This window comes from Halopseudomonas sabulinigri, from assembly GCF_900105255.1.
GTDB classification, from domain to species: Bacteria; Pseudomonadota; Gammaproteobacteria; order Pseudomonadales; family Pseudomonadaceae; genus Halopseudomonas; species Halopseudomonas sabulinigri.
Window position 1 is genome coordinate 1,657,611 of the sequence record NZ_LT629763.1, and the last position, 15,146, is coordinate 1,672,756.

General features: G+C 60.2%; 11 protein-coding genes. 3 read left to right on the forward strand and 8 right to left on the reverse strand.

Annotated features, from left to right (window positions below; all coding sequences use genetic code 11):
• The first annotated feature begins 101 nt into the window (after positions 1–101).
• Together BLU26_RS07480 and BLU26_RS07485 are read left to right on the forward strand one after the other, a co-directional pair.
• Positions 102–1,889: a molecular chaperone gene (locus BLU26_RS07480; protein ID WP_092285325.1), complete on the forward strand. Its 1,788-nt coding sequence runs from the start codon at positions 102–104 to the stop codon at positions 1,887–1,889.
• A 59-nt stretch (positions 1,890–1,948) separates the two neighbouring features.
• Entirely contained in the window at positions 1,949–4,018 is a 2,070-nt protein-coding gene (locus BLU26_RS07485; protein ID WP_092285327.1) for an EAL domain-containing protein, read from the forward strand.
• Between the two features lie 50 nt (positions 4,019–4,068).
• On the opposite strand, the gene serB is transcribed toward BLU26_RS07485, so the two are convergent.
• Positions 4,069–5,280 (reverse strand): phosphoserine phosphatase SerB, encoded by a 1,212-nt coding sequence (serB, locus tag BLU26_RS07490; protein WP_092285329.1) that lies wholly within the window; start codon positions 5,278–5,280, stop codon positions 4,069–4,071.
• Between the two features lie 156 nt (positions 5,281–5,436).
• Here serB and BLU26_RS07495 point away from each other — a divergent pair, with 156 nt between their 5' ends.
• Positions 5,437–6,951 carry a hypothetical protein gene (locus tag BLU26_RS07495; protein ID WP_157719326.1) on the forward strand — a complete coding sequence of 505 codons (1,515 nt, stop codon included), beginning with the start codon at positions 5,437–5,439 and terminating at the stop codon, positions 6,949–6,951.
• A gap of 21 nt (positions 6,952–6,972) precedes the next feature.
• Here BLU26_RS07495 and parC read toward each other — a convergent pair whose 3' ends face one another.
• From parC to BLU26_RS07530, 7 genes are all read right to left on the reverse strand, one after another.
• Positions 6,973–9,264, reverse strand: a complete 2,292-nt coding sequence (gene parC / locus BLU26_RS07500; RefSeq protein WP_092285333.1) for a DNA topoisomerase IV subunit A — start codon at positions 9,262–9,264, stop codon at positions 6,973–6,975.
• Between the two features lie 51 nt (positions 9,265–9,315).
• Positions 9,316–9,795, reverse strand: coding sequence for a retropepsin-like aspartic protease family protein (locus BLU26_RS07505; RefSeq protein WP_092288404.1), 480 nt, complete (start codon positions 9,793–9,795; stop codon positions 9,316–9,318).
• Positions 9,796–9,832: 37 nt separating this feature from the next.
• Positions 9,833–10,822, reverse strand: coding sequence for an esterase-like activity of phytase family protein (locus tag BLU26_RS07510; RefSeq protein ID WP_157719327.1), 990 nt, complete (start codon positions 10,820–10,822; stop codon positions 9,833–9,835).
• Positions 10,823–10,857: 35 nt separating this feature from the next.
• On the reverse strand, positions 10,858–12,753 hold the full coding sequence (parE, locus tag BLU26_RS07515; RefSeq protein WP_092285337.1) for a DNA topoisomerase IV subunit B: 1,896 nt from the start codon (positions 12,751–12,753) through the stop codon (positions 10,858–10,860).
• 244 nt (positions 12,754–12,997) lie between these two features.
• On the reverse strand, positions 12,998–13,810 hold the full coding sequence (gene cpdA, locus BLU26_RS07520) for a 3',5'-cyclic-AMP phosphodiesterase (RefSeq protein WP_092285339.1): 813 nt from the start codon (positions 13,808–13,810) through the stop codon (positions 12,998–13,000).
• Between the two features lie 93 nt (positions 13,811–13,903).
• On the reverse strand, positions 13,904–14,359 hold the full coding sequence (locus BLU26_RS07525) for a DUF1249 domain-containing protein (RefSeq protein WP_092285341.1): 456 nt from the start codon (positions 14,357–14,359) through the stop codon (positions 13,904–13,906).
• Positions 14,356–14,973 carry an NUDIX domain-containing protein gene (locus BLU26_RS07530; protein ID WP_092285343.1) on the reverse strand — a complete coding sequence of 206 codons (618 nt, stop codon included), beginning with the start codon at positions 14,971–14,973 and terminating at the stop codon, positions 14,356–14,358. Before BLU26_RS07530 ends, BLU26_RS07525 begins: the two co-directional genes overlap by 4 nt.
• Positions 14,974–15,146: the final 173 nt, after the last annotated feature.

The following is a 15,146-nucleotide window of genomic DNA, read 5'->3' on the forward strand; positions in this document are numbered from 1 at the left end:
AGTGTCTTCAATAGAAGACTTGACCCTTAACGTGCCGAGTATGTATCAGCCACCTGGCTGACAGGCTTTGGCCGGAACCGCTTGTACTGGATAAGACTGTTATGGATAGCACATCGCAAAAATTGCATTTGCGTATTCCTCAGCAAACACTCAGCAGTTTGAGTTTTGCAGAAGGCACAGAAAAGGGCATTACCCAGTGGCTGGCCAACCTGCCAAAAGCCAATATCGGGGAAACCGCCCGTCAGCTATATCAGGGACTGATAGAACTGAACCAGTTTGAAATTGCGGCCGACAAGCGGCTGGCCATACTGGAGCGCATCCGACCTGAAGTGCACTACGTATGCACGGCATTGTCGAAATACTATCTCGGGCAATCCATCGTCCTTGAAGACAAACCGCGCAAGGTTGCCAACCTCTCGCAATCACTGCAAAACCACTTGGCCAATGGCTACAAGATCGTGGTGGCACAGGAGCGCAGCATCAAATCCCGTGATCATGCCAACCAGATGACGCTGGCGCTGCAGCGCTCGATACGCAGCCTCTGTGGCCCACTGCTACGCGCCTTCCAGCTCTACTGCCCGGTCGCAGATGGGGTCTGGCTCGAACTGCACCAACTGTATCAACTGGCGCGCAAGCGCAAGCTGCACCTCTCCCCGGTTCCCGACAAGGAGAGCACGAACAAAAAGCCTCTGAGCATTGAGCAAAGCTACATCATTGCCCTGCTGATGGGCTCCGCGCGGCCGAACCAGATGCGTCAAAGCGCCATGGGCCGCCTGTTCTCGACGCTGGAAGACTGGAGCCGCGTGGCGCACATCGTGCAGCCCACCGACGCCAAAGCACTGTTTATCATCAATCCCGACATGGACTGCCCGCCTCGTTACAAGTCCTTGATTCGCGATGAAAGCCTGGACAACAGTCTCGGCCTGGATACCAGTGAACTGGTCGAATGCATCAAGAACTACATGCTCAGCAGCGGCGACTACCGCGGCGAACTGCATATCCCCGAGAACATGGGTGTCGAGTTGCTGCAACACGTCAGCCAATCCTGGGGCGACCTCGCCGAGCGTACCTTCAATCGCATTCTCAGCGGTGGCCAGCTGAAAGTCAGCATTGGTATAAGCGCCACGCACTACCGCATTGCCGGCAAGGCCTTCGCCCGCTTTGTCGATGCCGAAGAGATGGAAACCAACCCCTTTTCCGACGCTGCCCAGCGCAGCAAGCAGAGTGGCTGGACCGGCGCTTTTGACGGCGCCCATTCGGTTGACTGGAACGGCGCCGGTGTCGAGCAGATCGACTACAACGGTGCAGCGGGCGCGGATGATGAAGAGGGCGAGGAAAGCTATCCCATCCACAGCCTGCCCATTGTCAACCACAGCCCCGGCGGCTTCTGCCTGACCTGGCCAAAAGAGGTGCCAAAGCAGTTGCAAGCCGGAGAACTGCTAGGCATTCAGGAAGCCAACGAAGAGGACTGGAGCCTCGCCGTTGTGCGTTGGATCAGGCAGGTTCGCGGTGGCGGCACACAAATGGGTATCGAATTGGTCGCACCACATTGCACACCTTGCGCTGCCAAGCTGCTGCGCAAGACCGGTGAACCAAGCCAGTTCCTGCGTGCGCTGATGCTGCCAGAAGTAACGGCCATTGATCGCCCGGCCACCATCATCACCCCGCGCCTGCCATTTCAGATCAACAGCAAAATCATCATCCATCGGCCCGGTCATTCCCAGCGTGCCCACTTGACCGAGCGCATTACAGCTACCGGGAGCTTCAGTCAGTTCCAGTACCATCTGATTGAACAGGTCAAGGAAGAGAAACCTCAATCTGAGACTAATCCCTCATCCCTGACGGTCAGCACCGAGGATGACTTTGACTCCCTTTGGAAGTCTCTGTAAATTCAATCGTCTAATTATCAAGGGCTGCGCACTAGCCAGCCCGCTCTGTGCGGACGACCATGGGCAAAGAAAAACAAGCCATCAAGCTGCTGATTCTGGACGACTCGCAAAACAACGCAGAGCGCCTGGTAAGCCTGTTGCGCAATGCCGGACATGCGACACGCGCGCATCGCATCACGTCGGTCGAAGACCTTCAGGAATCCCTGCAGCAAACGTGGGATCTGTGCCTCGCCAGGCCTGAAACCAGCTTCATGACGGCGCACGAAGCCGTCGCCTTGATTGCCCGCCAGTCCCGCGACATTCCCTTTATCCTGCTAACTCCAGCGCCCAGCACAGAACTGCGCATTGACGCTCTGCGCGCCGGGATGCAGGACGCCTTGAGCGATGAAAGCGATGCGCTGCTGACGCTGGTTGCCAATCGCGAGCTGGCCAACCTGGATGCGCGCCGCAAGCGTCGTATTGCGGAACAAAGTCTGCGCGAAGCGGAGAAGCGCTGCCAGTTGCTGCTCGACAGCTCGGTGGATGCCATTTCCTACGTGCACGACGGCATGCACATCTACGCCAACCGCTCCTATATCCAGATGTTTGGCTATGACGATGCCGACGATCTCGCTGCCGAACCCATGGTGGGCCTGATCGCGTCAGAGGACCAGACACGCTTCAAGGACTTCCTGCGTACGTACGTGCAGCAGGGCGGCCAGAACGAGATTCGTTGCAAAGGTCTCGACAGCAGCGGCAAACAGTTTCCCATCCAGCTCAGCTTTTCGCCGGCCAGCTACGACGGCGAGCCCTGTACCCAGGTAGTCATCCGAGCAGAAACCGCCAGCGCCGAGTTCGAAGAAAAACTCAAGGTCATGGCCAGCCGTGACCTGGTTACCGGCCTGTTCAACCGCGCCTACTTTCAGGACGAACTGGAAGCGATCCGCGACAATGCCGTGCGGCTGGGCCAAACCAGCAGCCTTGCCTACATGAGCATTGATGGCTTCAGCACCCTGCAGGCCGACATCGGACTGGGCGGCGCTGATCTGGTGCTGACCGATATAGCGCAACTGCTACGCGAGCATTTCGCCGAGGGCACGCTGATTGCCCGGTTCGGCGATGATGCCTGCAGCGTTTTGATACCCGGCAAAGAGCCGGAGGCAGCAGTAGAGACACTCGATAAACTGCGCCAGAAAGTCGAAGCCAACCTGTTTGAAGCCAATGGCAGAACAGTACAGATCACCTTGAGTATTGGTGTATCGGCCATCAGCGAAACCAGCGCAGATCCGGCCGAGGCAGTCAATCGCGCGCACCGCTTGGCAGATCAGATAAGCCATGCCAACGGCAACGCGGTCAAGGTGTTCAACCCACTCGAGGAGCTGGCCCATCAGGCCAACCGTGGCAACCTGATTGCGTTGATCAAGCATACGCTTGAGACCAATGGTTTCCGCCTGCTGTTCCAACCCGTCATCAGCTTGCGCGGCGATGAAGCAGAGAACTACGAGACCTTTTTGCGCCTGCTCAATCACGAAGGCGAGGAAGTACCGGCAGCAGACTTTCTGCCTGCCGCGCAAGAAGCCGGACTGGCCGCAGAGATCGATCGCTGGGTCATCACCCAGGCCACGCGCCTGCTCAGCAGTCATCGTAACAAGGGCGCAGACACCCATCTGCTGCTTAACCTCAGTAGCGCCAGCCTGCAGAACCCGGAGCTCGTCGAGTGGATCGCGGGGCAGCTCAAAGAGGCCAGGTTACCGCCGGACTCGATCATTTTTCAGTTCAATGACGCCGATGTGAACACCTACCTCAAGCAGGCCAAGGCGCACACCGAAGCGCTGCACGCCATGCATTGCAAGGTTTCGCTAAGCCACTTCGGCGGTGCGTTGAACCCTTACGCCTCTCTCAAGCACGTGCATGCCGATTACATCAAAATCGACGGTTCTTTTGCCCGCGATCTGTCTGATCCCAATGCAGTTCAGGCACTAAAGGAAATGGTCTCGACGCTGCACGCGCAAGGCAAGCTGACCATAGTCCCTTATGTCGACAGCGCCGCCATGATGCCGACCCTATGGCAGGCCGGGGTCAACTATATTCAGGGCCATTATCTGCAACCCCCCAGCGACACTATGAATTACGACTTTTCAGCTGACTGAATAAAAAACACCCGGCGAGCCGGGCGTTTTTTATTCACGTCTGACCGCGCTCAACCACCCTCACGATCGCGAAAGCCCAGCAAGTAAAGGATACCGTCCAGGCCGAGGGTAGAGATGGCCTGCTTGGCCGACTGCTTGACCAAGGGTTTGGCGCGGAAGGCCACACCCAGACCGGCGATCGACAGCATAGGCAGATCGTTGGCGCCATCCCCCACCGCGATGGTCTGCTCCAGACTGATACCTTCTTGCTGCGCCAGTTGACGCAATAGCTCCGCCTTGCGCTGCCCGTCCACAATCGGCTCCTGCACTGCGCCGGTTACCAGACCGTTTTCCACCGGCAGCGCGTTGGCGAACACGTAATCAATCCCCAAACGACGCTGCAACTGTTCGGCAAAGTAGGTAAAGCCGCCAGACAGAATGGCGGTCTTGTAGCCCAGTCGGCGCAACTGCGCGATCAAGGTCTCGGCGCCCTCGGTCAGGCGCAGCGACTCGCCGATTTGCTCCAGGGTGGAGATTGGCAGCCCTTTGAGCAACGCCATACGCTCGCGAAAGCTGGCCTTGAAATCCAACTCGCCGCGCATCGCACGCTCGGTGATCTCCGCCACCGCTTCGCCAACTCCAGCCGCCTTGGCCAGTTCGTCGATCACCTCGGCATCAATCAGCGTCGAGTCCATATCGAACACCACCAGACGGCGGTTACGCCGAAAGATACTGTCTTGCTGGAAGGCGATATCGACACTCAATTCCTGCGCGATGGCGAGAAACTCGGCGCGCAAAGCCGCCGGGTCATCCGGCTCGCCACGCACGGAGAATTCGATACAGCCCTTGCCCTGATCCGCCGGCAGGCCCTCGGGGATACGGCCAGACAAACGGTCGATATGGTCGATATTCAGCCCATAGCGCGCAGTAATTTCGCTAACCCGCGCGATGTGCTCTGCCGTTACTCGTCGCGCCAGCAGCGTCACTATGTGCCGCGCCTTGCCCTGACCGGTAACCCAGCGCCCGTACTCGTCGGCACTGACCGGCGTGAAGCGCACCTGTTGGTCCAGCTCGTAACCACGAAAGAGCACATCCTTGAGCACATCCGACAGGCCCTCTTCACCAGTCATCTCAACCAGTATCCCGAACGAAAGAGTGTCGTGGATAACGGCCTGGCCAATATCCAGAATGTTAACCTCGGCCTTGGCCAGCAGGCCGGTAATAGCCGCTGTCAGCCCCGGACGGTCGGGGCCGGTAATATTGATCAGGACGATTTCCTTCAAGGTAACCTCATGCGCCAAGCTGAAAACGACATTCTACCCGGAATTGGCAACGGCCTCACAGATGAACCCTTTTTCCATGCAGAGGGAATGGCTATACTCGGCGCTTGAGCCGCCAGCGGCCAGCCTTTGCCCACCCCTGCCAACGTCGAGTCCACTTTGAGCCGCTCAAGCCCTACCCCAGATAACCTGTTTCTGCGCAGCTATACCCAGTTTCGACAAAGCTGCAGCAAGTTTCGTTACGCGGTTCCGCTACTGGCCGTCGTGCCCTTATTGGTGCTTTTTCTGCTAACCCTCTGGTTCAGCCAAGTGCACCTGCAACGTGACATCGCAACCCAGGCTGATCGCATTGGCAGTGCCCTGGCGCGGCAAATCGCCTCCAGCGCCGCCGAACCACTGGCAGCCGGGGACAATCTGAGCCTTAACATCCTCCTGGCCGAGTGGAACCAGAATCCCCTGATCGCCCATGTCAGCCTGTACTCCCCGACCAATCGAGTGATCGCCGAAGCCGGTGCCAAGCCCGCGGCGCACAACCGCGCACCTGGCCAGGGGCGTTATCTTGCCGCGGTACTGCAGCAGGACCAGGTCGCCGGCCAGATTCAGCTGGTACTGGCGGCCCAGCCCCTACGCCAACCAAGCTCCAACCTGGTCAAGGAAGTGCTCTGGACGCTGGTCGGCCTCGCTCTGTGTGCCGGTTTGCTGGCCTGGTACTGGGCTACACGACTGCGCCGCGACCTCGCCGCCATCGCCCAGTGGGATACAGCTCCCAGTTACCCGGCGCCAGCCAGCAGGCGACAGGATGAGCTAGGTGAATTTGCCCGTACGTTGACGCTGCAACGCGGCCTGTACCCAGAGCCGGAGCCAGAACCCACGCCGGTGAGCACAGTCGAACCCGCAATCAGCGTTAACTCCACAGTGCCGGAGTACATCGAACCGGCCGGCTTAGCTGATGACCTTGAGGCAGAAGGTGGCGACAAGCCGATAGACGAAATAGCAGAACCTGCAGACAACGCCGAAGAAAACGCTCTAGGCACAGAAGACACGGCTGAAAGCGCAGCAGTAGCCGACGACCAAGCCGAAGCAGCCGCCCCGTCACTGCCTCACCATGCGATGCTGGCGGTGCGCTTGGGTAATCAGGAGGCGCTGCGCCGCCTGCCGCGCCAGCGCCTGATGGCGCTGCTGGAGCGCTACCGTGAACACATTCAAAGGGCCGCCCAGCTCTACGCCGGCCAGCAACACACCCTGTACGATGGCACCAGCGTACTGCTGTTCAGCCCCGGCGCCGAGAACACCCGCGACGAACTGACCCACGGTCTTTGCTGCGGTGAACTGTTGCGGGTACTGGGTCACGACCTGCAGATTGAGATCGCGGACACCGGTATCGCGCTGCACTTGCAGTTGGCGCTATGTCACGCACCGGGACTGGAGACCATCAGCGACGAGGCTCTGGCTGAGCACGAACTGGGACAGCGCACGCTAGACCAGCTGCAACACAGCCGCAACCTGCTGCTGGTAGACGCAGACCTGGCCGGGGCCGGCACACTGGCCGATAGCGCTGTAGCCAGACGCCTGGCCAGCCAGCCCGGTATTTTCTGTATCGAGCGGCTGCTGGAGCCCTATCAATCCATGATCGAAAGCCAACTCAACAAGCTCTATAACCAGCGCCAGGGCTAAGTCAGCCCCGGCGCCAGGCGTTTACTCTGTCACTGGAGCCGCAGGCGGGCTCGACGCAGAAGGCAACTCGACCGTTACCGCATCGACCTTTTGGAAGCCACGTGGCAGTTTATTGCCACGGCGCCCACGCTCACCACAATAGTGGTCAAGATCCGCAGGCTTCAGGGTCAGGGTCCGCTTTCCAGCCGTCAACACCAGACAGGCGCCCGGCGGCAGCACGGCTAAGCCGGCAACAAACTCCTCCCGGGTTTTCACCCGCGCCGACGGTAGCGAGAGAATCTTGTTGCCTTTACCTTTCGACAATTGCGGCAACTCTGCCAGATTGAACACCAACAGACGCCCCTCGTTGGAGACCGCAGCCAGCTGACTCTGCTGCAGGTTTTTCACCCGTTGCGGCGGCAGGATACGCCCTCCCTCCGGCACGCTAAGCAGCGCCTTGCCGTTCTTGTTCTTCGCCAGAAGGTCAGCACCCTGGGCCACAAATCCGTAGCCGGCATCCGAAGCCAGTAGATACAGCGCTTCGTCATCGGGCATCAAGACCGTATCGAAATTTGCCCCAGCCGGCGGGTTGAAGCGGCCGGTCAGCGGTTCGCCCTGACCCCGCGCAGACGGCAGAGTATGCGCGGGCAACGAATAACTACGCCCCGTGCTATCGATAAACACTGCCTGCTGGTTGGTACGGCCTGCCGCCTGATCAAGGAAGGCATCACCGGCCTTATAGCTCAGGCTCGCGCCATCAATGTCGTGCCCCTTGGCACAGCGCGCCCAACCTTTCTCTGACAGCACCACCGTTACCGGCTCGGAGGGCACCAGTTCGGTTTCCGACAGGGCGCGGGCCTCCTTACGCTCGACCAGGGGCGAGCGACGGTCGTCGCCGTAAGTCTCTGCATCAGCTACCAGCTCATCACGCACCTTGTCCCGCAGCAGGCGCTCATTGCCCAGTATTTTCTGCAGCTCGTCACGCTCGGCGGCCAGGGCATCCTGCTCACCGCGAATCTTCATTTCTTCCAGGCGCGCCAGCTGCCGCAGCCGAGTATCCAGGATGTAATCAGCCTGTAGCTCACTGAGATCAAAACGCGCTATCAGTTCGGCCTTCGGGTGCTCCTCGGTACGGATGATGTGAATCACTTCATCCAGATTCAGGAAAGCAACCAGCAAACCTTCCAACAGGTGCAGGCGTGCCAGCACCTTGTCGAGCCGGAACTGCAGGCGCCGGCGCACCGTTGCCACGCGAAAGCCCAACCACTCGCTGAGCAATGTCCACAGATCTTTCACCGCCGGCTTGCCGTCAGTGCCAATCACGTTCATGTTGACGCGGTAGCTGTGCTCCAGATCCGTGGTCGCGAACAGATGCTGCATCAGCTCGTCCAGGTCGATTCGGTTGGAGCGCGGAACTATGACGATACGGGTTGGATTCTCGTGGTCCGACTCATCCCGCAGATCCGCGACCATCGGCAGCTTCTTGTTCTGCATCTGGCTGGCGATCTGCTCCAGCACCTTGGCGCCGGAGACCTGATGCGGCAAGGCGGTAATCACCACATCGCCATCTTCCCGGCTCCACACCGCGCGGCTGCGCACCGAGCCGCGGCCGGTCGCATAGATCTTGAGCAAGTCACTTCGGGGGGTGATGATTTCCGCTTCGGTAGGAAAGTCCGGGCCATTGACGTGTTCAAGGATCTCATCCAGACCCGCGCCCGGATCATCCAGCAAGCGCACGCAGGCCGCCGCCACCTCACGCAGGTTGTGCGGCGGGATATCGGTCGCCATACCCACGGCAATGCCGGTGGTACCGTTAAGCAGCAGGTTCGGCAGACGCGCCGGCAAAACCATGGGTTCGTCCATGGTGCCATCGAAGTTGGGCTGCCAATCGACAGTGCCCTGCCCCAATTCGCTCAGCAGCACCTCGCTGTAACGCGCCAGACGCGCTTCGGTGTAACGCATCGCGGCAAACGATTTGGGATCGTCCGGCGCCCCCCAGTTACCCTGACCATCAACCAGCGGATAGCGGTAGGAGAAAGGTTGCGCCATCAGCACCATGGCTTCGTAGCAGGCGGAATCGCCGTGTGGGTGGTACTTGCCCAGAACATCGCCCACGGTACGTGCCGACTTCTTGTGCTTCGAGGTAGCCGACAACCCCAGCTCGCTCATCGCATAGATAATGCGTCGTTGCACCGGCTTCAGGCCATCGCCAATGTGCGGCAGTGCACGATCCATGATGACGTACATGGAGTAATTGAGATAAGCCTCTTCGGTGAAAGACGCCAGCGTGCGGCGTTCTACCCCTTCCAGGCTCAGGTCCAGGCCATCACTCATACTTGTTCTCCCTTATGGCAACCCGCGAAAGCCGGCCACCCTACTGCAAATTCATTGATACTGGCGCAGCAGCAGATCACCGCCGCGCGAACTGAAATCCAGTTGTCGCAGGGCACTCATACCCAGCAACACGCCATCACCACCCATGCCGGGCACTATCCCGGCGTCCACATCATGCAACTCGATGTCACCAATGCGCAGACTCTGCAGACGGGTACTGAAACCCGGTGCGGTGCCATTGGCGGTTTCGACCATGAAGCTGCGCCCGCGCTCCAGCCCCATCTTCTCCGCCAGTTCGGCCGGGATGGCCACAAAGGAAGCTCCGGTATCCACCAGGAATGTCACGGCGTGCCGATTGATCTGGCCATCCACCACATAATGACCCTGGCGATTGGCTTCCAGCCGCACCTCGACCGCGTTGTCCAGGTGCAGCGACTCTGGCTGCTGGTTGGGATTCTGCTGTCGCTCTTCCACGCCGCTGAACCAGTAGGCAGCCAGCAAGAGGCCAGCGGCCCAGGCCAGAATCAACATTCCGGTGCCGAGTTTGCGCTGGCTCGGTGGCGGTGCCTCAGTCACCTTTGGCGCCATCCTGCCAGTCGGCTGGCAGCGCAAACTGGAATATCCACGGCCGACCATCACCGTCGGGCCGCACGCGATCATTGTTGTCCAGCCCGATCATGATGCCGTCCTCGTTGATCAGCAGCGCCTCGGCCAGCCCATAGGGAGCGTCCGGGTAAATATAGGGGTCGGACAGTATTGTCTGGGCAAACGACCAGCAGCGTTCGCGCGCACCCGACAGCGGGCTGCGCCGGCAGACTTGATGAGCGTTACGCTCCAGCGTCCAGAGCTTGCCCTGCCAGAGCACCAAATCGGAGAAATCGACCGGCAATACTTCTTTGTTCAGCACGCCCGGTGCAAAGGCATCAGTAGGCAGAAAGCGCCGTTCGGCCAGCAACACACAACCGGCCAAAGGGCAACGCCACTGATCCCCCTGACGCTGGAGTTTGATCAAGCCGCGGCCCTGCCGCTCTGCCGCCAACCAGAGCGTATCGGCGCTGGCATTGATGGCCACGCCCTCGGCCAGCGCATTTACCTGCTGCCACAGGCCCTGACGTTCGCCTTCACGGTAGACCGCCGAATCCAGGTCCAGCCAATGCCCCTTGACCGGCTCGGCAGCAGCCGGCGGCAGCTTGAGCACACCCAATTGGCTTTCACTGACCAGATAGCGATTACCTTCAGCATCACAGGCAAGCCCCTCGAAATCCAGAGCCTGACCGCTCAGGCCGCGCAGCCAGGCGCCAGCCAGCAGCTGCACGGGCAGCATGCTGGGTGCGTTGTCCGGCAGTTCAAAGTACTCGCCAGCGGCCTGCCAGCCCGCCTCCGACGGTGACAGTTCATAGAGGGTCTGATCTTCCCGGTCTGACACCGAAAGCAAACGCTCGCCGCAGTACTGCAAGGCAGAGAGATTGCCACGCGGCATGCCGTCGACCGGCGCCGCGTGTTGCAGGGTCAGTTCCGGCGAGCGCTCAAAGGCCGTGGCAGAAAAGCATACAAGCAAGCTACAACCCAGCAAGAGGGCCCTGGCTGTCTGACTCAAAGCAGCACCTCGGCCAGGTTGCCCTTGCTCTCCAGCCAGGTCTTGCGGTCGCCTGAGCGCTTCTTCGCCAGCAGCATGTCCATCAGTTGCTCGGTATCCTGCGTATCATCGACGGTCAACTGCACCAGGCGCCGGGTATCCGGTGCCATGGTGGTTTCTCGCAACTGCAGCGGATTCATTTCACCCAGCCCCTTGAAGCGGGTTACCTGAACCTTGCCACGTTTGCCCTCGGCCTCGATGCGGTCAAGGATGCCCTGCTTTTCGGCGTCATCCAGCGCATAGTAGATATCCTTGCCAATATCCACACGATACAGCGGTGGCATGGCTACAAAAACGTGACCCGCCTCAACCAATGGTCGGAAATGGCGCACGAAGAGCGCGCACAACAAGGTGGCGATGTGCAGCCCGTCGGAGTCCGCGTCGGCGAGGATGCAGATCTTGCCGTAGCGCAACTGCTCCAGACTCACGGCGCCCGGATCAACGCCGATGGCCACGGCAATATCGTGCACCTCTTGCGAGCCGAGCACCTCTCCAGAGTCGACTTCCCAGGTATTCAGAATCTTGCCGCGCAACGGCATGATTGCCTGAAACTCCTTGTCTCGCGCCTGTTTGGCACTGCCACCGGCAGAGTCACCCTCAACCAGAAACAGCTCGGAACGGCGGGTATCCTGACCCACGCAATCGGCCAGCTTGCCCGGAAGCGCGGGCCCCTGAGTAATGCGCTTGCGCTCAATTTTCTTGCCGGCCTTGAGGCGACGCCCGGCGTGGCTGATCGCCAGTTCCGCCAACTGCAGGCCGATGTCGGCATGCTGATTCAGCCACAGGCTGAACGCATCCTTGACCACGCCCGAGACAAAGGCCGCAGATTCACGGGAAGACAAGCGCTCCTTGGTCTGCCCGGAAAACTGCGCCTCGGCCATTTTCAGTGACAGCACATAGCTGACCCGCTCCCAAATGTCTTCCGGCGCCAGTTTGACACCGCGCGGCAGCAGGTTACGGAACTCGCAGAACTCGCGAATCGCCTCCAGCAAGCCGGCGCGCAGACCATTGACGTGGGTGCCGCCCTGAGCCGTGGGAATCAGGTTGACGTAACTTTCCTGCACCAGCTCGCCACCCTCTGGCAGCCAGAATACCGCCCAGTCAACCGCCTCCTTGCTGGAGGACAGACTGCCAGTGAAGGGTTCTTCCGGCAGCTTTGGCCATTCGGCACAGGCGTCTACCAGGTAGTCACGCAGGCCGTCTTCGTAGTACCAACTGTGGGTTTCGCCACTTTGCCGGTCATCAAATTCAACTTTCAAACCCGGGCACAGCACGGCCTTGGCCTTGAGCAGGTGTTTCAGCCGCGCAATGCTGAACTTCGGCGAATCGAAGTAGCTGGGATCTGGCCAGAACATGACCGTGGTACCGGTATTGCGCTTGCCTACCGTGCCGGTCACTTCCAGCTCACGCACCTTCTCGCCACTCTCGAAGGCCATAGCGTATTCCTGACCATCGCGTTTGACCCGCACCTCGACGCGCAGCGACAGCGCGTTCACCACAGAGATGCCCACCCCGTGCAAGCCGCCGGAGAACTGGTAGTTCTTGTTGGAAAACTTACCGCCGGCATGCAGCCGCGTGAGAATCAGCTCGACCCCGGAGACGCCCTCCTCGGGATGAATATCCACCGGCATACCGCGGCCATCGTCGCTGACTTCCAGCGCATTGTCCGCGTGCAGCGTTACGGTAATGGTTCGGGCATGCCCCGCCAGCGCCTCGTCAACGCTGTTATCAATGACTTCCTGCGCAAGGTGATTTGGGCGAGTGGTATCGGTGTACATACCGGGACGACGGCGAACCGGGTCCAGGCCGCTGAGTACTTCCAGCGCATCCGCGTTGTAGGTCGATTGGGACATGGTCTTGGCGGTTTTCCTTGTTCTTCATGCTGCGGCCGGCGCAACGGAGGCCGCTGGCACGCCGTACCCGACGGCTTTTCTGCGCGTCGGCATCTGCCACACGGTAATCTGCGACACATAGTATCTGTCCGGTGGCGCCACTGCCAATGGCTGCAGCGCACCTATCACCCGCTGACGAGAGCTGCGCAGAAAGCGCGAAGGCAAGCACGGCACACTGCGGGCAACCGGGGAAGTCAGGGCCGGCTCAATAGCCTTCGGCATCGGGGTCGGGGAGGTAACTTCCGGGCGGCAGGCGCGAAACCCCGGTTTCCAACCGCCCATCGTCGTACAAACGCAACCAGCGATAACCCGGCGCCAGCGTATCGGTGGCAAAATCTCTGCTATCCGCAGCGAACTGCACGCAGGTCGAGGGGGTGGCAAGTAGCCTGACACCTTGGCGCACCCGGTCAAATTCCTGATGCACGTGCCCCCACAGTACCGCCTTGACAGCGCTCTGACCGCTCAAGCGGTCGAACAGCGCAGCGGCATTGTGCAAGCCGATGGGCTGCATCCAGTCACAGCCGATGTCTACCGGATGGTGATGCAGGCACACCATAAGGTGCCGCTCGCCAGCGGTCGCCAACGCATCGTCCAGACGCTGCAGTTGGCTGTCGGCCAGATAGCCGGCTACCGAACCAGCAATGCTCGAATCCAGCAGCACGATCCGCCAGTTGCCGATATCGACCCAGTCGCGGCTCATGCCCGAGGCATTACCCAGCCGCTGCATCAACTGCGCGTCGTCGTGATTGCCGGGAATCCAATGACAGGGCGCGGGCAGCCGCAGGCTGGCGCTGATAAAACGCCGATAGGCATCCTCGCTGCCATCCTGGGTAATGTCCCCGGTGGCCAGCACCAGATCCATGCGGGCTATTTCATGCAGTACCAGATCGATAACCGAATTCAGACTGTCGAGCGTATCCAGCCCCAACAGATCGCCGCTATCGCGGGCGAACAGGTGGCTGTCGGTCAACTGCACTATGCAGACGTAATCGGTGCCTGCCGATTCTGCTAACGACATGGATACTCCATTCCTGATTTGCTTCCCGGCGCCAATCATGAACGCTGCCGCGAGCAGATTCCAGCGACTGAGTCACAGCAGCCGCGGCAGCGATCACTGTACAAACGAGAACGGCTGCGCACTTTGACCATGTCGTTGACAGTAGCCAAGCCACTCACCGAGAAACTGATTGAGCTGGTATTTCTCATCGGGCTGCAACATTTGCTCGTTGGGGTAAGGATAAACGCCACGGAAGCGCCGACTGTTATACGCCGCCACCACCTCGGCCAGGCCAGCGTCGTGATACAGGCGCACCTCCATACTTGGCGGCGTGACCCACTCGTGATTGCGCTCGTGCGCGAGCAGCAGCGTGGAAGTATAGCGGCAGCGTTCCAGCACGCGCATCTGCAACGCCTGCGGCTGACCATCGCCAGCATCGAGGGTAATGCGTCGTTCATCCTGCTCATGCATGGCCGGCATCAATTTGAGCAGACGCCAGTAATTGGTTTCGCAGAGCGCTTGTAGGCCGATCAGATCTACGCGATAACGCGGCTTGCGTAATGCATTCATGGCTGCGGGCCTGCGCTGGCGCGCAGCTGCGCGGCCTGCATCTCGAGCCATTGCAGCGCTATGATGGTCGCGGCATTGTCGATGCGTCCACTGGCCAGTGCCGCAACGGCTTCGGCGCGCGGCCACAGACTCACGCGAATGTCCTCACCCTCTTCTTCCAGCCCATGCACACCGCCGGCGCCACGGCTATCAACCGTCGCCAGATACAGGTGCACCAGCTCGTCGCTGCCACCGGGTGACGGGAAATAACGGGTAATCGGGGTAAGCTTCAGCAGCTGCAGGCCGGCTTCTTCCTCGGCCTCGCGATGGGCCACCTGCTCGGGCGCTTCGTCCTTATCGATCAAACCAGCGACCAGCTCCAGCATCCAGGGCCGCTCGCTCTTGTCGATGGCGCCTATGCGCACCTGCTCGATCAGCACTACCCGGTCAAGCCAGGGATCATAAGGCAGCACGCACACCGCATCGTGACGCACAAAAAGCTCGCGTCGCAACGCCGGTCCCCAGCCGCCGTTGAATAGGCGATGGCGCAGGGTCAGCACATCCAGCCGGTAGAAACCCTTGAATCCGGTCTGCCGATCCAGCACCTCGACATCGGCACGGGTAAAGTCCGTCACATAACCCCCAAGGGTTGTCGGCGACCAACGGCCGCAGCACAACCTGCGTGAACAGAGAATGAAGAGGCTCGCGGCGGGCCGGACAATGGTTGCCCGGAACCGCGACCAAGCCTCTAAACTCGCATATCTGCAGGGGCGACGGCAAGCTTTCGGCAACCAGTGTCCGACTGGCT